Origin of the sequence: Chryseobacterium carnipullorum, assembly GCF_003815695.1 — a bacterium.
In the GTDB taxonomy this organism is placed as follows: Bacteria; Bacteroidota; Bacteroidia; order Flavobacteriales; family Weeksellaceae; genus Chryseobacterium; species Chryseobacterium carnipullorum.
In genome coordinates this window covers 4,494,768-4,514,742 of record NZ_CP033920.1, presented here as the reverse complement: position 1 = coordinate 4,514,742, position 19,975 = coordinate 4,494,768, and the positions used below count along the sequence as shown (strand labels likewise).

Genomic DNA, 19,975 nt, shown 5'->3' with positions numbered 1-19,975 from the left:
TCAACAAGTAAACTCGTAAGAATTAACTTGTTGACAAAATATTTAATAAAAAGCCTACCAGTTCTTATCAATCATATAAATAATCTGGGTCATGGCTGTAGCGCCCAAAAGAAGCTCTCTTCGATTCACCTTTTCAAAAGTATCTTCCTCCGTGTGATGGATATCAAAATACCTCTGGGAATCAGGAACCAGCTCAGCAGTAGGAACTCCCATATCATGAAGTGGATAGATATCCGTTCCCGAATATTTTCCTTCAAAATTGTAAACACCATAGGGTAGAAATAACCCCGTCCAGCTTTTGATCTGTTGTCTCTTTTCCTCATCCATTTCCAACGCGATGCCTCTTGGCGCAAAACCTCCCGCATCAGACTCTATCGCAAAAAGATGCTTTTCATTTTTTTCTTTAGCTGTTTTTCCATATTGAATCCCCCCTTTGACACCATTTTCTTCATTGGCGAAACAAACAACCCGGATCGTATGATTATTTTTAATTCCTAATTTTTTAAACGTTCTCAGGACTTCAATGCTTTGAACAATTCCGGCACCGTCGTCGTGCGCACCTTCCCCTACATCCCATGAATCAAGATGTCCTCCGACAACGATCACGTTCTGGTCTTTTTTTCCTGTGATTTCGCCGATAACAGAGTGGGAAAGTTTCTCGCCTTTCATACCACAGTTGGAATTAAGTTTTGCCGTTACTTTCTGCGTCTTTAATAGAGCTTCCAGTTCGTCTGCTGTCGTAGTGCCGATGGCTATTGCCGGAATCTTTAAAACCTGATCTTCATAACGCATTCCTCCCGTGTGAGGAACATCATCAAAAGCGGAAGACAGTGATCGGACAATTGCAAACTTTCCGCCTTTTTTAGCCGTTAATGAAGCTGCAGTTACCCTGTATTTTGCTGCATCGCTGTAGCCTCTGAATGTTTCCACAAAAGACTGACTGAAAGGGTAGTTAAAGAATACGATCTTATCCTTTACTTGATCCACGGAAAGCTTATCGTATTCCTCCATCGATTTCACGATAATGATCTCGCCTGATACATCTCTTCCGCCTGTACCTTCAGAGTTACCAAGCGAGAGCATTTTCAGGCCTTTCCATTTTCCATCTGCTGTTTTGATTTGCAGAGATTCCTTTCCTCTTGTCCATACGGGAACCATTACTTCCTGCAGCCACACCTTATCGGCACCCGCATCACGAAGTTTCTGTTCTGCCCATTTTACAGCTTTTTCGTAAGCTTCTGAACCACTGAGGCGGTGACCAATGTTTTTGCTTAAATCCCTTAGTTCTGTATAGCCTTTTCCATTGTTCAGTATTTCTGTGGAAATCTTGCTGAACTGGATAGAATCTTCTTTAGACTGGCCAAAAACAGCCATTCCCAGGCATAATAATGAAGTTCCAATTATCTTTTTCATAGTTTACCAGTTTTTATCGATCATAAAAATCAGCTGAGTCATTGCTGTAGCCCCCAGCAGAAGCTCTCTTTTATTGACTTTGTCAAAGGTGTCTTCCACAGAATGATGATAGTCAAAATAACGCTGGGTATCTACAACAAGCTCTGCCAGCGGAATATCAAGTTTTTTAAGAGGAGCAATGTCCTGTATCGCGTAGGTTTGATCAAAATCATAAATGCCGTAAGGAAGGAAATAGTTTTTCCACTCAAAAATCTGTCTTCTTCTTTGAGGGGGCATATCCAGTGAAAATCCTCTCGGTGAGTAGCCTCCGGAATCTGTTCCTAAAGCAAAAATATGTTTTTCATCTTTCTTTTTTACATAAGAAGCATACATCTCTCTTCCCTGGCCACCGTTTTCACTATTGGCATACAGGACAACCCTTATGGTATGGTTATTCGCCAATCCAAGCGCCTTGAAGGCTCTTAATACCTCAATACACTGTACAACTCCGGAACCGTCATCGTGAGCTCCTTCTGCAAAGTCCCATGAGTCAAGCTGAGCTCCCAGAACAATGACTTTAGCATCTTTATTGCCGGGAATTTCTCCAATAATATTTTGATTAATTGTTTCTCCTTTGGATTCGGCAGACATATTCAGTTTTGCCGTTACTTTCTGTTTTTTCAGAAGTTTTTCCAGTTCATCAGCAGATCTTACCCCAATGGTGACGGCCGGGATTCTTGCTTTGTCGTCCGGCTCATAATAGATCATCTTGGCGTGGGGTGTATCATCCGAAGCCGTGGTGAGTGATCTGATAATAAGGCCTTTGGCTCCTCTTTTTCCGATGACTGAAGCAGACAGCAGTCGGGATTTGGCTGTGACAAGATAAGAGTCAACGGTATTGATCACTTTTGGATCGAGAGGGGTGTTGACAAAGACGATTTTATCTTTTAACTGTAAAGATGTCAAAGCATTAAGCTCTGTTATGTCATTGATCAGTATAATCTCGGCAGTGAGATCTTTACCGCCTGTTCCTTCCGAGTTTCCAAAAGAGAGCATTCTGATATTCTTCCAGTCGCTGCTACCAGATTTGATCTGAAGAGATTCTTTTCCTCTGATCCATATAGGTACTCTGACGTCTTGTTTCCATATATTTTCTGCACCTGCTTCTTTAAGCTTTTTTTCGGCCCACTCTGTTGCTTTCGCATATCCTGGAGTTGCACTGAAACGGGGACCCACTCCTTTGGTAAGTTCACCAAGATTGTCGTACGCGGTTCCGTTGGTCATGATCTCATCCGAGATCTTCTTGAATTCATCCTGATAGTTGAACTTTGCCGTAGTAACCTTTTTCGCAGGTTTTTTAATTGGCTTTTTTTGAGAAAATAAAAATCCACTCAAAAAGAGTGGAAGTATAATGAAGATTTTTTTCATTTTTTATTTACCTTTCTTTTTCCGATGCTAAAAGTAGGGAAAAATTAGTAATTTATTAAGGTTTCATATCGTACATTAGCAGTGCTGTAACCAATTTAGGCTCAATGAAGGTACATTTTGGAGGCATGCTCAGTTTCAGATCTGAAATTTTGATCATATCGTTGAAACTCACAGGATAAATTCCAAATCCTACTTTTCCTTCTCCGTTGTCGATTTTTTCTTTTAAAGAATTAATTCCCTGAATGTTAGAGGTTCCTTTAGCATACGTAATTTTTTCCGAGCTGTCAGAATTCTCAATTTTGAGAATATTCTTAAAAATATATTTATCCAAAAGATGATGGTCAAGGTTATCCAGAGACATTTCCGTTGAACGGAGATCATGCTTTACGTGAAGCGAGTAGAATTTGCCGTCCAGATACATGGAAATATGGAATTTCTGAGAAGGGAAGTAAGATGCTTCACCTTTTTCATGAATCAGGAAATACTGATCCAGCTCCTTTAAAAATTCTTCACTTGAAAGGCCGTTCAGATCTGACAGGATTCTATTGTAATCGTGGATCTTAATGGATTGATTGGATACGATAAAACTGTACACAAAATTATACGCTTCGGTACCGTTATGTCTTTTGTTTTTCTCCTTGTGGTACTTTGCATTCAATGCGGTAGAACCAATTCTGTGGTGCCCGTCCGCAATGTAGAAAGAGTCAATCTGGTCAATGACTTCTTTGAACTGCTGAAGTTTCAGACGGTTGTCTATTCTCCAGATCTTGTGTCTGATCCCAATAGAATCTACATGATTGAAAATAGGAACATTCTTCTCTTCATGATTCATCAGAAGTTCAATCTTGGAATTGGAAGGATAGGTAAGCAGTACAGGTTCTGCCTGCAGATTTACTTTCTCCAGATAATGAGCCAGTTTTTCCTTTTTCTGAGGAATGGTGCTCTCATGTCTTTTGATCTTTCCGTTCCAGAAATCTTCAATACTTGCTAATCCAAGCAAGCCTCTGAAAATTTGTTTGTTGGGGTAGATTTGCTCATAAAGATAATAAGCTGAACTGTCCTGGACCAGTTTTTTTTCATCCAGAAGCTCTTCAAACGTTGATCGGATCTTTCTTAAATTCCGGTCAATATCTTTAGATTTACTTACAACATACGGCTTAATCATGTTGATGTAAGTATTTTCAACTTGAGCTTTCTCTGCGATCTCCTCCTGGGTGAAATTGTCCAGCGGATGGGTAGGGAAAGTACTCTCAAAGTCTTTATGAGGTCTTATTCCACGGAAAGGTTTAAAAACAGGCATATTTTATCTTATGGTTTCTTTTTGTAGCTTAATAATTTGTTCTGCAAGTTCTGCGCCGATTTTTTCCTGGGCATCCACTGTATTTCCGCCTACATGAGGAGAAAGGGATAAAGCAGGGTTCATCAGTAAAGGAAGTTCCGGACTTGGTTCGCTTTCAAACACATCCAGTGCAGCTCCCGCTACTTTTTCGGATTCGATGAAATCAATAAGGGTTACTTCATTGATCACACCTCCTCTTGCCGTATTGACGATGTAGACGCCGTCTTTCATTTTTTCAAATTGAGGCGTGTCTATAATATATTCATTTGTTTTTGGTGTATTGATGCTGATGAAATCCGTGTCTTTAAGAAAAGCATCCATATCGTTGGTAGAAGTGATCTCAAAATTCAAACTCTGTCCGTCGAAAAAGTCCAGGGTAAGAACTCTTGTCTTTGGATTTTTTGTCAGTACTTTGATTTTCATTCCTAATGCTATTCCCATTTTTACGACTTCCTGCCCGATACTTCCAAAGCCGATCACTCCAAGTGTTTTTCCTGAAAGTTCATACGCTTTGCTGAATGACTTTTTCATAGCCTCGAAGTGAGTTTCTCCCTCCAGCGGCATCAGTCGGTTCGATTCGTGAAGGAATCTTGCCAGGGCGAAAAAGTGTCCGAAAACAAGTTCGGCTACTGATTTTGAAGATGCCGTAGGGGTATTGATTACCTTGATCCCTTTGCTTTTGGCATAATCTACATCAATATTGTCCATGCCTATACCACCGCGCCCGATGATTTTCAGGCTTGGGCAGGCATCGATGATGTCCTGTCTTACTTTCGTCGTGCTTCTTACCAAAAGAATATCTACGTTATTTTCATTGATAAAATTGATAACGTGATTCTGAGCCACTCTGTTGGGCAAGACTTCAAATCCTGCTTCTGTAAGGGCCAGTTCTCCTGTTTTCGAGATTCCGTCGTTTGCTAAAACTTTCATGTGTTATGGTCTTAATAGATGGTAGAGATAAGATGTTAGAAACTAGACTTTAAAGTATGATATCCGGCATCTGAAATCCTTAGATCTTTTTAATTTTTTGGGCCGTCTAATATAAGTTATTTTATTGACTTCATAACGTCCACCAGAACCTGCACGCTTTCAATTGGTAAAGCGTTGTATAAGCTTGCTCTGTAACCTCCAAGGCTTCTGTGTCCGTTCAGTCCACTAATCCCTGCAGCCTTCCATGCGTTGTCAAATTCTTCTTTTTTGCTTTCGTCTTTCAATTGGAAAGAGACATTCATTAATGAACGGTCTTCTTTTACACAGAACGTTTCAAAAAGAGGGTTATTGTCAATTTCATCATATAAAAGTTTTGCCTTCGCTTCATTTCTTGCTTCTGCTGCTGCAATTCCTCCGTTATTTTCAAGATACTGTAGCGTAAGGAGAGAAGCATATACAGGGAAAACCGGAGGGGTATTGTACATCGATTCTTTTGAAATATGCTGAGAATAATCCAGGATAGACAACATATTTTCTCTACCTGTTTTTCCAAGAATTTCTTTTTTGATCACCACCAAGGTTACACCGGCAGGTCCCATGTTTTTCTGGGCTCCGGCATAGATAAGATCAAATTTGGAGAAATCCAGCTGTCTTGAGAAAATGTCAGAGCTCATATCACAAACCATCAAAGTATCTACTTCAGGAAAAGATTTCATCTGAGTTCCGTAAATCGTATTGTTTGAGGTGCAGTGGAAATAATCGTATTCTGAACCTACCGTATAATCTTTTGGAATGAAAGAATAATTGTCTTCTTTGGAAGAACCTACTACATCCACAGTTCCTAATTTTTTAGCTTCTTTAACAGCACCGGCTGCCCATGTTCCTGTGTCAAGATAAGCCGCTTTACCGCCTACTTTCAGCAGATTGTAAGGAACCATCGCAAACTGAAGGCTTGCACCGCCTCCTAAATAAAGTACTTCATAGTCATCACCAAGGTTCATCAGTCTTTTCACAATGGCACGCGCTTCGTCCATTACCGCAACGAAATCTTTGCTTCTGTGCGAAATTTCAAGAAGAGACAATCCAATCCCGTTGAAATCCAAAATAGCTTCTGCTGATTTTTCGAATACCTCCTGAGGTAAGATACATGGTCCTGCGCTGAAGTTGTGCTTTTTGCTCATATTTTTACTTTTTAGGTTGTGCAAGGTGGTTGGGCTTGCGGTTTATTATTGTTATTTACTAGATTTTTTGAGATTTAAAGGTAAAAAAACCGTCTCATAGTGGTGAGACGGAGCCTTTATTATTCACCGTGTAAGAACGCTTTTTTCTCAAGCAGCGCTTCTTCAGATTCTACGTGATCTTCATCAGGAACACAACAGTCTACCGGGCAAACTGCTGCACACTGAGGTTCTTCGTGGAATCCTTTACATTCCGTACATTTGTCTGTTACAATGAAATACACATCATCACTCACGGGTTCCTGCGGCGAATCTGCATCAACAGTAAGTCCTGACGTCATGGTCACTGTACCGGCCAGAGCGGTACCTTCAGAAGCTTTCCAATCTACGGCCCCTTCATATATGGCATTATTTGGGCATTCCGGTTCACAGGCACCGCAATTAATGCATTCATCAGTTATTTTAATAGCCATCGCTAATTTTTTTTAAATTTGCACAAAATTACAAAATATTCCCCAATTTAAAAGTAATTATGAATATCGAAAATCAAGTTTTAGGACTTATTAAGTTAAGCGAGTATATAAAAGAGTATTTAACAAAGAATCCGGAGGATGATAATGAGACTGATACAGAGTTTGAATTATTACTCAAAAGGTCTGAAATAGAAAACCCATGGTTTACTATTGATAATCAGAAATTTGCTCTTCAGGAGTGGGCCAATCTGCTTACTCAGGAAAATATAAATAACTGGATCAGAAACTATTCCGTTTCTAAGGTTTCAAAAAGAGTAGGATTGATCCTGGCCGGAAATATTCCTCTGGTGGGATTTCATGATGTGGTTTCCGTTGTTTTGAGCGGGCATATTCCATTGATCAAACTATCTTCAAAAGATAAACTGATGGTTCCGTTTCTTCTTGAAAAATGGAATGAGTTTTCGGGAGACGCCGTTCAGTTTGAATTGGTTGAAAGACTGGAAAATTTTGATGCTGTGATTGCAACAGGAAGTAATAATACGGCAAGATATCTTGAATACTATTTCAAAAATCATTTAAGCATCATCAGAAAAAACAGAACTTCTGCAGCGGTTTTAAAAGGGGATGAAACGCCTGAAGAGCTTCAGCTGCTGGCTGAGGATATTTTCAGATATTTCGGGCTTGGATGCAGAAATGTGACAAGAGTTTTTATTCCGGAGGATTTTGTAATCGACAGACTGTTTGAAAGTTTTGTAGGATTCCAGGATATCATCAACCATCACAAGTATGCCAATAATTATGATTATAACAGGGCGGTTTATCTTCTGAATCAGGATAAATTCTGGGACAATAATTTCGTGATGATGAAAGAAGATGAAAAACTTTTCAGTCCGCTTTCTGTGATCAATTTCAGCAGATATTCATCTTTGGATGAAGTTAAAAGTTTTATTGCTGAAAATGAAGAAAATATTCAGTGTATTGTCGCAAAAGAAGAACTCGGGTTGGACTCCATTCCTTTTGGAGATGCACAGCACCCTTCTCTGGATACTTATGCGGACAATGTAGATACGATGAAATTTTTGGAATTGGTCTGATTTTCGTATCTTAACTCACCGATTTACCCAATAACAGATAGATTATGAAAAAAATATTGTTAGGACTTACAATGCTTGCCGCACAGCTGATGTTTGCTCAGAAAGTGACCGGCGTGAAGGTTGAAAAAGTTCAGAAAGAAGCTCCGGCACAATTGAGCAAAGAGAAGATTAGTCTGTACAATGACAACTTTCTCAAGTTTGTCACAGCACTTAAAGATTCAGACCGGCCTGCCGTTGATTTGCTTCTTTCAGAAAAAGTAAAGGAAATCGTGACGGATGATGTCCTTAAAAAAGTAAAGGAAGGTTTTGATGTCAATAAAAAGCTGGAGATTTTAAAAACAGGCTATCATAAACTAATGGACGGGTCCAATTTGCCAAGCATTCATTACAAATATGCAGGAGATTCTTCTTCAAAGGAAGTGATTATGGCTGTGTTTGAAGAGGATGGAAAGATCCTTGGAGTGATGCCGGCGAAAAAAGAAAAATAATTTTATAGTAGAAAAACAAAAAAAATACTAACTATGATGACAGATGTCTTGGTTGCCCATTCCTCAGATATGGAAAAAGCAGCTTTTTACAGAAAAACGTATTTGCACGTTGCTTTATCAATTCTCGCGTTTATTGGGGTTGAAACTATTTTATTAAAAACGGTTCCTGTGGAAATCATTGCGATGATGTTCGGACAGAAATACACTTGGTTGCTGATCATTGGTGTTTTCTGGCTGGCTTCGATGTTAGCGTCTAAATGGTCGCTTTCTCAAAGCAGGACTACACAGTATTTCGGGCTTGGATTTTATGTCATTCTGGAGGCTGTTATTTTTATGCCAATGCTTTATATTGCTGCCGGAATGCAGGGTGGAGGGAATATTATTTTCCAGGCTGCCATGCTTACAATTGCTATGTTTGCAGGCCTTTCATTAATAGCATTTACTTCTAAAAGAGACTTTTCATTCTTAAGAAATATCATTATTATCGGAGGTTTTCTTTCGATAGGATTGATTGTGGCAGGAGCTATTTTCGGCTTCAACCTGGGTCTTTGGTTCTCAGTAGGAATGATGGTTTTGGCTTCTGCAAGTATTCTGTATGAAACCAGCAAACTTAAGAATACCTACACTACGGGACAGTATGTGGGAGCTTCTTTACAGCTTTTTGCTTCTATTATGCTACTGTTCTGGTACATTCTGAGAATTTTAATGAGCAGAAGAAGCTAGTTTAAATGAAGGATGTAAAGTGATGAATGAAGAGTGGTAAATTCAGATTGAATCTCTTATCAATAATAATCCTGGTGATCGTTTCACCGGGATTTTTTATGCTCTTCTGAACTTTATAAACACAAATACCCACTAATTTTTTTTTCACAAATATCACTAATGTTGCGTGTCTGTTTGGTGTTATCAGTGCAAACCATTAGTGTAATTAGTGTTTAATAAACCTTAATAAATTCAACCCAAAAAATCCTGATGACATAGACTGCACCCCAAAGTTTAGACAAAATTAAACAATATTATTATATGAAAGAGTTCGGTACTGTACCGGACTCTTTCCTTTTAGATTAAGTCTTATCCTGTCGTTGTTGTAGTAATTAATATATTCCTTTATTTCCTTTTTGAGTTCATCAATTGTTTTAAATTTCTTAGTGTAGAACATTTCAGATTTTAAAGTCCCAAAGAAGTTTTCTATTACCGCATTATCCAGGCAGTTTCCTTTGCGGGACATACTTTGGATAATTCCTTTTTCTTTTAACAGATGCTGATAGGCTTTCATCTGATATTGCCAGCCTTGATCAGAATGGATAATGAGGTTTTCAGTATTCTTGATTTTTCTAAACCCCTTTTTGAGCATATTTATGACCTGTGCAAAAACAGGTCTTTCCGAGAGATCGTAACTCACGATCTCGCCGTTGTACAGATCAATTATCGGTGAAAGGTATAATTTACTGCCCGAGACGTTAAATTCTGTCACATCAGTGGCCCATTTTCTGTTGGGCAGATCTGCCTTAAAGTTCCTCTCAAGAATATTTGGCGCTATCCTGCCTTGCTCTCCCCGGTAAGATCTGTATTTTTTAACCCTAATGATACTTTTCAATCCCAGGGTCTTCATTAATCTCAATACCGTTTTATGATTGATTATAATTCCTTGTTGTTTCATGACCAAAGTGATACGACGGTATCCCAACCGTCCTTTATGCCTATGATAAATCTGTTTTATCATAGCTTTTACCTCTCCATATTTATCCTTTTTCTTAAGTACTTTCTGATGGTAATAAAAACTGCTTCTGGCCATACCTGTACAATCCAGAAGGACCGACAGATCATATTTTCGCCTTAATCCTTCGATGGCCTCTGTTTGTTCTTTTTGAGAGTTAAGGCGTCTAACTTTTTTAGAAAATCAATTTCGGCCCGCAGCCTTTCGTTTTCCAATAAAAGTTCTTCTTCTCGGGTTAATGGCTTATCGGACTTTCTTTTCTTACGTTTGTAATCGCTCATAATGCGGGGTCTTCCTTTGGGGGTATTCTTTAACCCTAAAATACCACTTTTTTCATAATCCCTTTGCCAACTCAACACAGTAGACTGCGCTGCGATATCGAATCGGATACATGCTTCCCTTTGTGAGAGATGTTCTGTTTCGATGGCTTTCAAAACTTTAATCTTGAAATTCAACGAGTAGCTCCTGTTTTTTCTTGGTTGTAGTCCCAAGGTTCCGTACTTGTTATAAAAACCGATCCACTTGCGCAGATTGCTTTCATTAAATCCTTTCTCTGTTGCTATAGATTCAATCGAACGATGAGAATTTTTGTGAAGTTTAATACATTCTAATTTGAAAGCAACGCTAAATTTTTCTTTTCTATACATAAAAAATGCCCCTAAAAAGTGTCTAACTTTTTGGGGGCAGTCCAACATTTTCACCGGGATTTTTTGAACATTCTTTAACGGAAATAAACAAAGGCAACCGCATCAGCAATGGCATATTACAGAAGCTTTGAAGCGCGTGTTGTGAATAATATAATTAAAGAATGGAGAAAATAGAGTATTGAGGAAAGCCTCAGTAGTATTGTTTTGAATCTTTTAATTATTATATCTTTAAATAATTAAATTTGAAAAACTATTTATCAATAGATCCTAAGACCTTCTGTGCAAAAGAATTTAGAGCATCTTTTTCGCTCATTCCGTTCTGAACGCTGGCGTGTACTTCCAAGGCACCGCAGATATTGGTGATCAGTTCCCCTGCAACATTTAAATCCTCTTCACTGGTTCCTCTGAATTCGCAAAAGCTTTCCAGTACTTCTAATGTTTTTTCAAGATTTTCAGGGGTCTGATTCTGATAAAACTGTCTGATTACGGGTAATTTCATTAGTGTAATTCGTTAAAAAGGTTAATTAAACTTTCAGCCTGGTTGCTCTGTACCTGGTTCACCAATTCACCGTTTTTAAATATTGCGAAAGTGGGAAGGTTGTCAACGGTTGCTAATTTTCTACTTTCAGGAAGTTTTTCAGCATCTACATACAAGAATGGAATTTCTTCGTTTTCTGCTGCTAATTTTTTAAATTTAGGCTTCATGATTCTGCAGTTTCCGCACCATGTTGCACCATATTGAACAACTACTTTTTCGTTGTCGTTCACGATATTCTGTAAAGTATCTTCTGTTAATTCTGTATACATAAGTTAAATTTTATGAAATTTAACAATGTAGCAATTGGATAATTTACCAGTGTAACAATTATAAAATATTGAAATTTCAGATATTGGTACATTGTTACACTAATATATTGTTACATTAAAACAATTGCTACATTGTTATAGTGTTTTGATTAGTTCTTAGCTAAGTATTCTGCTGTAGAAGTTCTGTCAGCTTTCATAGCATCTTTTCCTTCTTCCCAGTTAGCAGGACATACTTCACCATGTTTTTGAACGTGAGTGTAAGCGTCAATTAATCTTAAATATTCTTTCACGTTTCTTCCAAGAGGCATATCGTTGACAGACTCGTGGAAAATTTTTCCGGTTTCGTCAATCAGGTAAGTGGCTCTGTAGGTTACGTTAGAACCTGTGAAAGTTTCCTCTCCATCTTCATTATATTCGAAATCCTGATCTACGATTCCTAAGATGTTAGCCAGTTGTCTGTGAGTATCAGCTAAAAGCGGGTAAGTTACTCCTTCGATACCTCCGTTATCTTTTGAAACGTTCAACCATGCGAAGTGTACCTCATTGGTGTCACAAGAAGCACCGATTACTTTAGTGTTTCTTTTTGCGAATTCACCTAAAGCATCCTGGAAAGCGTGAAGCTCTGTAGGACATACGAAAGTGAAATCTTTCGGATACCAGAATAAGATTACTTTTTGTTGGTTTGAAGTAGCTTCTTCAAGGATGTTGATTCTAAGATCGTCACCCATTTCAGACATAGCATCGATCGTTACATTTGGGAATTTTTTTCCTACTAAAGACATAATTTTCTGTTTTTATATTAAATTTTCTGCTGCAAAGATATCAATATTTCATCTATCGAACAAATCAATATCGATAAATAAAATCTATAATTGTTTTTAATGGAACTATAGAAAAAAAGCCCTGAAATCAGAGCTTTTTGTTTACTTTATATTAATTTTTGTTGAGTCTGATTTTAATCTGTTAATTGAAAGGAGCCAGCACATCTTTGATGCGTTTCATCGCTTCTCTCAGATCTTCTTCGGATGCTGCGTAAGAGAACCTGATGCACTCAGGACTTCCAAAAGAAACACCTCCTACACACCCTACATGGGCATTTTCCAAAAGGAACATGGCGAAATCATCAGAATCTTTAATTTCTGTACCATTCAGGTTTTTTCCGATATAGTACGAAATATCCGGGAAGAAGTAAAAGGCAGCTTTGGGTAGCAGTACTTTAAATCCTGGAATCTCTTTCATCAGGTCATACACAAGATCTCTTCTTTTCTGGAAAGCATCGATCATGTATTTGTATTCAGAAGGATCTGTTTTCAAAGCAGTAATAGAAGCTCTCTGGGCTACTGTGTTCGCTCCACTCGTCATTTGTCCCTGAATCTTTTCACAAGCTTTTGCCAGCCATTCCGGACAAGCAGAATATCCTATTCTCCATCCGGTCATCGCAAAAGCTTTAGACATTCCGTTGATAACGGCAGTTTGCTCATAGATTTCCGGAAATTGAGCAATGGAAGTCGTTTTTGTTTCGTAGTTGATGTATTCGTAGATTTCGTCGGAAATAACGGTCACATGAGGATATTTGGCAATCACTTTCGCCATAGACTTAAGTTCGTCGTAGGTATAATATCCACCGGACGGATTACATGGAGAACTGAAAAGAATTGCCTTTGTTTTATCGGTAATGGCTTCTTCAAGTTGTTCAGCTGTTATTTTAAAATCAGTAACATAAGAGGTAGGAAGCATGACTGAATTTCCCCCCATCATCTTTACCATTTCATCGTAACTCACCCAATAAGGAGCAGGAAGAAGAACTTCGTCACCGTCGTTGATCACAGAAGCAAGAACATTTAAAATAGCTTGTTTGGCACCATTTGAAACGCAGATCTGTGATGGTTTATAATCTAAATTGTTGTCTCTTTTTAATTTATGAGCTACTGCTTCACGAAGTTCAAGAAACCCCGGAACAGGAGAGTAGTGGCTGTAATTTTGGTTGATGGCATCAAAAGCGGACTGTTTGATATTATCCGGCACGTCAAAATCCGGTTCGCCAAGAGTAAGACTGATCACATCAATGCCGGCGGCCTTCATTTCTCTTGCTTTATTGGACATTACGAAAGTCTGTGAGTAACCTAATCTCTTTACTCTGTCTGAAAGTTTATCCATATGGTGTTTTTGAATTTTAACAAATATATAATAAAAACGTTGTGCCCAGAAATAAAAGTGGTACCAGAAAAAAGATTTTTGTCAGGTTTTAATTTAATCATTAGAATTCGAAATAGTATGCTTCTGAATGCTTCAGCCGTATTTTCTTCCGAAAAAAGATGGGGCGGTGATGAATGGAGATTCCAAAGCAGGGAAAATGGAAATGCATCTTAAAGACGGTTATGTTGCCCAGCTGGATTACAATGAGCTTAAAAAAGCGGAGCCAGTATGCATGCTTTGCTTGCCAGAAAGCTTCGGTTATCCGACAATCCCATTGAAAAAGAATAAATAAAGAAATGAAGACTGCCGAAAGCGGTCTTTTTTTATCTCAAACGATATATTTACAAGTCTTTTGTCTCCTGTTAAATCGTATTCTAAAACGTAATCTTTGCAAAATAAGGATTGAAAAAAGGTTCTTAAAAGCCTATGTTTTGTATCTTTAATCCATCTTAGATTAATCCTATGAAATATACTCTTCTTGCCCTGTTGATTCCTTTTGTCGGATTTTCACAAACCCGTTCAAAAGATGATGAAATAAAGAAATATGTCTCTGAAGTGCGTTCAGATTCTTTAAAATCTTATATCAATACCCTTGTAGGTTTTCATACCAGACATACTTTAAGCTCTGTTGATGGTAAAGATCAGGGAATAGGAGCAGCAAGAAATTGGGTGCTGGGAAAATTTAGAGACTATGCAAAAAATTCCGGAGGAAGAATGGAGGTATACATCCAGCAGGAAGATATTCAGCCGGATGGAAAGAGAATAGATAAGGCTGTCAACCTCGGAAATCCTGTAGCATTTCTAAAGGGAACAGATCCGAATGATCAAAGAATTTTTCTGATTTCTGCCCATTTGGATTCGCGGGTAACAGATGTGATGAACAGGGTTTCATTTGCTCCGGGTGCAAATGATGATGGCAGTGGCGTAAGTGCAGTCATAGAATCTGCAAGAATTTTAAGCAGGTCTTCATTTCCTGCATCGGTCATTTTTGTTGCTTTTTCAGGTGAAGAACAGTCGTTGCTGGGGTCAAAACTTTTTGCGGATAAAGCCAAAAAGGAAAATTGGCAGATAGAGGCCGTCCTGAACAACGATATGATCGGAAATCCTGAAGCAGGAGAAACGGGTGAAGTCAATACCCGTACGCTCCGGGTTTTCAGTGAAGGGCTGTCATACGCCAAACTGGATAAAAAAGCAATGAATATCAGGAATCTGGGACTTGAAAATGACAGCGAATCCAGACAGTTAGCGCGGAATATTAAAGAAATTGCAGAGAAATATGTGAAAGGACTTGATATAAAAATGATTTACAGAAACGACAGATTTCTTCGTGGAGGAGATCATTCCAGCTTCGTCAATCAGGGATTTCCCTCTGTGAGGCTCACCGAATATTATGAAAATTATGACCATCAGCATCAGGATATAAGAGTGGAAAATAATAAGCAGTACGGAGATCTTCCTGAGTTTATAGATTACAATTATCTAAAAAAAAATGTAGCGGCCAATATTGCTGTACTGGCCAGCCTTGCCAAAGCTCCCTCAAAACCTGAACGGGTAGAAATGAAAGTTAAGGAACTTACCAATTCTACCAGTTTACAATGGGAGAAGCCCAAGTCAGGAATGCCTGCAGGATATTTTGTCCTCGCCCGGGAGACCGATAGTCCTGTATGGCAGAAAAAGATATTTACCAAAGAACGTTCTATTAAAATTCCCCTGTCAAAGGACAACTATATTTTTGCTGTTCAGGCAGTAGATAAGAGCGGGAATTTAAGTGTTGCCGTTATTCCCGGTATTGCCAAATGATCGGGTGTTATTGCAAGAGTGAATAAAGCCAGAACTGAACACTCGATTTGAATACAATAGAAATAAAACTTATTTTTGCAGATTATAATAATTCATATGGCAATATCGTTACTATTAAAATACTTTCCGGATCTTACAGAGAAGCAGATCGAGCAGTTTACCCAGTTGGAGAAACTGTACAATGAATGGAATGAAAAAATCAATGTGATTTCCAGAAAAGATATGGAATCGCTGTATGAAAAACACGTTCTGCATTCTTTGGGAATTGCGAAAATAATGGAATTTGCACCCGGCACAAAAGTTCTGGACATCGGAACAGGCGGCGGTTTTCCCGGAATTCCACTGGCCATCCTTTTTCCGGAGACCCAATTTACTTTGGTCGACTCTATTGGAAAAAAGATTACTGTAGTGAATGCAGTAGCAGAAGGAGTAGGACTGACGAACTTAACGGCGATCCACGGAAGAGCCGAAAAGGTAAAAGAAAAGTTCCATTTTGTGGTAAGCCGTGCGGTAACGCAGATGCCGGAATTCCTCAGATGGCTGAAAGGAAAATTTGAGAAAGAACAGATTAATCCCAAGCATAACGGAGTTTTATATTTAAAAGGCGGTGATCTTGCTGAAGAACTGGCTGGAATTAAATGTGAAATCTTCAACCTTAAAAACTATTTTGATGAAGAATTTTTCGATACTAAAAAAGTGATTTATGTATCAAAAGGTAATTTTAATTCTTAATTTTAAGTAAATTAAGGGTAAATTTTACTGAATTTTTATTAATAATCAGTAAATTAGAGGGTATGAAAAATCTTTTAAATATTGGATTGTCTGTATTGTTTTCAGGATTGGTGTTCATCTCCTGTGAGGATGATGATTACCAGACCGTACAGTCCATCGGTAAAATTAAGATAGACAGTGTGAAGATCATGCAGGATACAATGGATGTCAATTCAATACAGAGCATTAAAACGTATTCTACTTATCTGTCCGAATGTGAAGGGTTCTACGGATATGATTATATTCCTTCCAGTAGTCTGGAAAGGTCTGTTACCGCTTATAAATACTCTATTGAAGGTCAATGTGTACAGAAAGCTCATGTGGGAACAAGCCAGATCAATTTCAGCCCGCGCCAGAAAGGATCGTATACTTTTAAGTTCTGGAATGGTGGCAACAACTGGATCACCAAAACAATTGTAGTTGAATAATTAATAATGAAACTGATTTCACTTTTCTGTCTGCTTGCAGTGAATGTCTTATCTGGACAGAAGATCATCTGGCAGGAAGACCGGAAGCTTGTCTGGGATAATTTTAAAAGTCCGGTCAACAGGAAAGGTAATCCCGATGTGGTCGCCTATACCCATTGCGGCTGGGAATACTCTGTAGTAAAATCCAGTAATCCGAAGTCTCCGGTTAAAATTGTAATCACCACTATTTTTAACGAAGACAAATCGTGGAAAGATACCAAAAGAATCAACGATTATATTCTGCTGCACGAGCAAAAACATTTCGATATCGCGGAGCTATTTGCCAGAAAATTCAGAAAAGAAGTAGAAGAGAAGATCAAAACCTCCGGTGATTACGATAAAAATTTTAAAGCAATTTACAGCACAATCATAAAAGATTATAAAAACTTTCAGATGTCCTATGACAAAATTACAGAACATGGGATGAATAAAGAAAAGCAGGCAGAATACAATGCCCTCATCACTGAAGAAATAGACCACTTAAAAAGTTACAAAACCTCTTGAAATTCCTCAATAAGATCATCCACGAGCTCCTCGCTCAAAATCCGGACCTCTCGGACTTTAATATTGTTCTGCCCGGAAAGCGTCCCATCGTATTCATCAGGCAGATTCTGGAAGAGAATAACTATTCAGGATTTCTTCCCAATTTTTTTACCGTAGAAGAACTGATTGACAGGATTGCAGATAAACAGCCGGTTCAGGGGATCTCTTTATGGCTTTTTGCCTATGATGTCTACCGTAACCTGGGTCTTATCCCGAAGGATGATTTTGCCGACTTTTTAAAGTGGTTTCCGACCCTTCAGAAGGACTGGGATGATATCCTGAAATTCTCTGATAGTGATGAAGCCGTGCTGCAATATATGTTTGATGAAGAACGTATTAAGGAATGGGCTCAGGATTTGGGAGAAGATGATGATGTTCCCCGGAAAAAATTCCTGAACTTCTGGCAGAACATGAATATTTTTCTTCCCGTTTTAAAGAAGAAATTACAGGAGAAAAACTGGGCAACTTCCGGAATGATCCACGAAACTGCTAAAGCAAAGATTGTAGATTTTGCCAAAAATACTTCAGAACATTTTGTCTTTTGTGGCTTCAATGCCTTTACGCCTGTGGAAGAAAAGCTGGTTAGAAGCCTGCTACAGTGGAATAAGGCGCAGTGCTTCTTTCAGGCAGACCGCTATTATTTTGATGACGAAAGACAGGAAGCAGGAAAATTCCTCAGAAATCATAAAACATGGAAAGAATTTGACGATACAAGGGCTTTTCATTGGATAGAAGACGATTTTAACCAGCCAAAAAATATAAAAGTATACGAAGTTTCGGGAAATGTGACGCAGACTAAAGTGTTGCCCGAAATTTTTAAGGAAATTGAAAATAAAACCTATTCCAATACGGCGGTAGTATTACTGGATGAAAATCTTCTTCCTGCCAGTTTGGATGTAATGTACGGTGTTGATAACCTGAATATTACCATGGGTTTCCCTCTGAAAAATCTTTCTTTTTCCAATGCCGTAAAACAGCTTTTCTATCTTCAGAAGCAGCTGGAGAAAAACAAATCTTCTTATTACTACAGAGATATTTTTCCGATCCTTGAAGAGCTTCCGAAATCAGCTGAGGATGAATTGATTATCAGTAATTTCAGGACAAAAATAGAAGAAAGGAATATTGTTTATATCTCAAGAAAGCTTTTAGAAGAACTTCTGAGCGGGCTTTCCTATTATAATCTTCTTAAAAAAGCTGACCACACGGGTGTGTATCTGGATATGCTGATCAGCTTCTGTCGTGATATCAAATGGCTTAAAATAGACGATATCCAGTACGAAAATGTTTCTCACTTTGAGAATGCATTCAGGATTATTAAAAACCAGCTGAGTCCTTATCACTTTGAAATTAAAATGGAAACCCTGGAAATCCTGATCAATCAGCATGTCAATTCTGAAAGTATTGATTTTCAGGGAGAACCCCTCCGAGGTCTTCAGATCATGGGACTTCTGGAAACCCGTCTTTTAAATTTTGAAAATGTTATTATGCTGTCTGTGAATGAAGGGAAACTGCCTTTGGGAAATTCGCAAAATACCTATATCCCATTTGATATCCGAAGGTATTTTGACCTGCATACGTTTCTGGAAAATGATAGTATTTACGCCTATCACTTTTACAGGCTGATCCAGGATTCTCGGAATGTTCATCTGCTGTACAATGCACTCAGTTCAGGAGTGAATACAGGAGAAAAGAGCCGTTTCATTACTCAGATCGAAATGGAGAGCTCTCATCCGATTGAACACCTCATTATTGAAAATTCTTCCGAGCCGATCGCTTCAATGCCGATAGAAATACCGAAGACGGAAATTGTCATGGAAAGGCTTCAGAAATGGAAAGAGAAAGTATCCGCTTCACATCTTACCAGCTACCTTTATAACCCGATCGATTTTTATCTTTCCAAGATATTAAAGACCTCTGAAACGGATGAAATAGAAGAAGAATTGTCGGTGAAAAACTACGGAAATTTAGTTCATTATTCACTTCAAGAAGTATATGAGATACTTAAAGGTAAAATTTTAAAGGAAAAGGATTTACAGAATTCAATTAAAGATATAGATCAATATATTAATGTAGCTATCGAAAAGCTAAAGCATCAGCCTGAGTTCTATGAAAAAGGAATGAATTTCATCCACAGAGCGATTGCTAAAAAAGTAATTGAAAATGTGTTGAGGCATGATCTTGAATTGGTGAGAAGTGGCAATACGCTTGAGATTTTAGACATAGAGAAGAGATTTGAAAATGTGGACTTTTATCTCGATGGGAATGACAAAATTTCATTTTTAGGATTTATTGACAGGATAGACCGCCTGAACGGGACTTTAAGAATCATTGATTATAAAACGGCAAAAATTAAAAATCTTACGGTAAAAATTGATGAGAACAACGTGACGGATTATTTTCATAACAGTGAAAGAAAGCAGGCGCTTCAGTTGTGTATTTACCATTATGTGGTACAGAATCTTCCCGAGTTCTGGGGACTTCCCATTGAAACAGGAATATGGAGTTTTGCAGAGGCTAAAAAGGGAGTGGTTTCGCTTCAGTTTGATAAAGGAACTATTGATGATGCGATGATGTCTGTAAAAAATCTTATCCTTGAAATCCTGAATCCCGATCTTAGCTTTATTGAGAATATTAAATCGTATTCCAATTAAAAATGCACCCCATTGCTGGAATGCACTCAATTTGAAATGAAGAATATACTAGTG

At 38.2% G+C, this 19,975-nt stretch carries 21 protein-coding genes; 9 read left to right on the top strand and 12 right to left on the bottom strand.

Annotation, left to right across the window (positions count from 1 at the left end; genetic code table 11):
* Positions 1-54: 54 nt before the first annotated feature.
* The 6 genes from EG346_RS20640 to EG346_RS20615 all read right to left on the bottom strand — a co-directional run bounded on the left by EG346_RS20640 (position 55) and on the right by EG346_RS20615 (position 6,740).
* Positions 55-1,413 (bottom strand): M20/M25/M40 family metallo-hydrolase, encoded by a 1,359-nt coding sequence (locus EG346_RS20640; protein WP_123881220.1) that lies wholly within the window; start codon positions 1,411-1,413, stop codon positions 55-57.
* A gap of 3 nt (positions 1,414-1,416) precedes the next feature.
* Complete coding sequence (locus tag EG346_RS20635; RefSeq protein WP_083564144.1) at positions 1,417-2,820, bottom strand: M28 family peptidase; 1,404 nt, start codon at positions 2,818-2,820, stop codon at positions 1,417-1,419.
* A gap of 55 nt (positions 2,821-2,875) precedes the next feature.
* Positions 2,876-4,120 carry a DUF1015 domain-containing protein gene (locus EG346_RS20630; RefSeq protein WP_073335848.1) on the bottom strand — a complete coding sequence of 415 codons (1,245 nt, stop codon included), beginning with the start codon at positions 4,118-4,120 and terminating at the stop codon, positions 2,876-2,878.
* Between the two features lie 3 nt (positions 4,121-4,123).
* Positions 4,124-5,089, bottom strand: coding sequence for a D-2-hydroxyacid dehydrogenase (locus tag EG346_RS20625; protein WP_073335846.1), 966 nt, complete (start codon positions 5,087-5,089; stop codon positions 4,124-4,126).
* A gap of 116 nt (positions 5,090-5,205) precedes the next feature.
* Positions 5,206-6,270 (bottom strand): 3-phosphoserine/phosphohydroxythreonine transaminase, encoded by a 1,065-nt coding sequence (serC, locus tag EG346_RS20620; RefSeq protein WP_123881218.1) that lies wholly within the window; start codon positions 6,268-6,270, stop codon positions 5,206-5,208.
* Between the two features lie 119 nt (positions 6,271-6,389).
* The gene (locus EG346_RS20615) at positions 6,390-6,740 is read right to left on the bottom strand and encodes a 4Fe-4S binding protein (RefSeq protein WP_073335842.1); all 351 of its coding nucleotides are present in this window, start codon (positions 6,738-6,740) and stop codon (positions 6,390-6,392) included.
* Between the two features lie 59 nt (positions 6,741-6,799).
* On the opposite strand from EG346_RS20615, the gene EG346_RS20610 reads away from it, so the two are divergent.
* The 3 genes from EG346_RS20610 to EG346_RS20600 are packed head-to-tail and all read left to right on the top strand — an operon-like array spanning position 6,800 to position 9,045.
* Positions 6,800-7,834, top strand: coding sequence for an acyl-CoA reductase (locus EG346_RS20610; RefSeq protein ID WP_123881216.1), 1,035 nt, complete (start codon positions 6,800-6,802; stop codon positions 7,832-7,834).
* Positions 7,835-7,878: 44 nt separating this feature from the next.
* On the top strand, positions 7,879-8,322 hold the full coding sequence (locus EG346_RS20605) for a peptidylprolyl isomerase (protein WP_123881214.1): 444 nt from the start codon (positions 7,879-7,881) through the stop codon (positions 8,320-8,322).
* Positions 8,323-8,355: 33 nt separating this feature from the next.
* Positions 8,356-9,045 (top strand): Bax inhibitor-1/YccA family protein, encoded by a 690-nt coding sequence (locus tag EG346_RS20600; RefSeq protein ID WP_123881212.1) that lies wholly within the window; start codon positions 8,356-8,358, stop codon positions 9,043-9,045.
* A gap of 283 nt (positions 9,046-9,328) precedes the next feature.
* Here EG346_RS20600 and EG346_RS20595 read toward each other — a convergent pair whose 3' ends face one another.
* The 6 genes from EG346_RS20595 to EG346_RS20570 form a co-directional block, all read right to left on the bottom strand.
* On the bottom strand, positions 9,329-10,171 hold the full coding sequence (locus tag EG346_RS20595; protein ID WP_123881210.1) for an IS3 family transposase: 843 nt from the start codon (positions 10,169-10,171) through the stop codon (positions 9,329-9,331).
* Entirely contained in the window at positions 10,159-10,734 is a 576-nt protein-coding gene (locus tag EG346_RS20590) for a helix-turn-helix domain-containing protein (protein WP_228426784.1), read from the bottom strand. The genes EG346_RS20595 and EG346_RS20590 overlap by 13 nt, the downstream gene beginning before the upstream one ends.
* A 202-nt stretch (positions 10,735-10,936) precedes the next feature.
* Complete coding sequence (locus tag EG346_RS20585; protein WP_034727575.1) at positions 10,937-11,185, bottom strand: DUF6952 family protein; 249 nt, start codon at positions 11,183-11,185, stop codon at positions 10,937-10,939.
* Positions 11,185-11,493 carry a thioredoxin family protein gene (locus tag EG346_RS20580; RefSeq protein WP_073331523.1) on the bottom strand — a complete coding sequence of 103 codons (309 nt, stop codon included), beginning with the start codon at positions 11,491-11,493 and terminating at the stop codon, positions 11,185-11,187. Before EG346_RS20580 ends, EG346_RS20585 begins: the two co-directional genes overlap by 1 nt.
* Before the next feature lie 149 nt (positions 11,494-11,642).
* Complete coding sequence (locus EG346_RS20575) at positions 11,643-12,275, bottom strand: peroxiredoxin (protein ID WP_073331520.1); 633 nt, start codon at positions 12,273-12,275, stop codon at positions 11,643-11,645.
* Between the two features lie 181 nt (positions 12,276-12,456).
* Positions 12,457-13,650 (bottom strand): pyridoxal phosphate-dependent aminotransferase, encoded by a 1,194-nt coding sequence (locus EG346_RS20570; RefSeq protein WP_123881208.1) that lies wholly within the window; start codon positions 13,648-13,650, stop codon positions 12,457-12,459.
* A 127-nt stretch (positions 13,651-13,777) separates the two neighbouring features.
* On the opposite strand from EG346_RS20570, the gene EG346_RS20565 reads away from it, so the two are divergent.
* The 6 genes from EG346_RS20565 to EG346_RS20540 all read left to right on the top strand — a co-directional run bounded on the left by EG346_RS20565 (position 13,778) and on the right by EG346_RS20540 (position 19,921).
* Entirely contained in the window at positions 13,778-13,981 is a 204-nt protein-coding gene (locus EG346_RS20565; RefSeq protein WP_123881206.1) for a hypothetical protein, read from the top strand.
* Positions 13,982-14,151: 170 nt separating this feature from the next.
* Entirely contained in the window at positions 14,152-15,489 is a 1,338-nt protein-coding gene (locus EG346_RS20560) for a M20/M25/M40 family metallo-hydrolase (protein ID WP_123881204.1), read from the top strand.
* A 96-nt stretch (positions 15,490-15,585) separates the two neighbouring features.
* Entirely contained in the window at positions 15,586-16,221 is a 636-nt protein-coding gene (rsmG, locus tag EG346_RS20555; RefSeq protein ID WP_123881202.1) for a 16S rRNA (guanine(527)-N(7))-methyltransferase RsmG, read from the top strand.
* A 62-nt stretch (positions 16,222-16,283) separates the two neighbouring features.
* The gene (locus EG346_RS20550; protein WP_073331505.1) at positions 16,284-16,688 is read left to right on the top strand and encodes a hypothetical protein; all 405 of its coding nucleotides are present in this window, start codon (positions 16,284-16,286) and stop codon (positions 16,686-16,688) included.
* A gap of 6 nt (positions 16,689-16,694) precedes the next feature.
* On the top strand, positions 16,695-17,231 hold the full coding sequence (locus EG346_RS20545; RefSeq protein WP_123881200.1) for a DUF922 domain-containing protein: 537 nt from the start codon (positions 16,695-16,697) through the stop codon (positions 17,229-17,231).
* The gene (locus EG346_RS20540) at positions 17,228-19,921 is read left to right on the top strand and encodes a PD-(D/E)XK nuclease family protein (RefSeq protein WP_123881199.1); all 2,694 of its coding nucleotides are present in this window, start codon (positions 17,228-17,230) and stop codon (positions 19,919-19,921) included. The genes EG346_RS20545 and EG346_RS20540 overlap by 4 nt, the downstream gene beginning before the upstream one ends.
* Positions 19,922-19,975 lie beyond the last annotated feature (54 nt).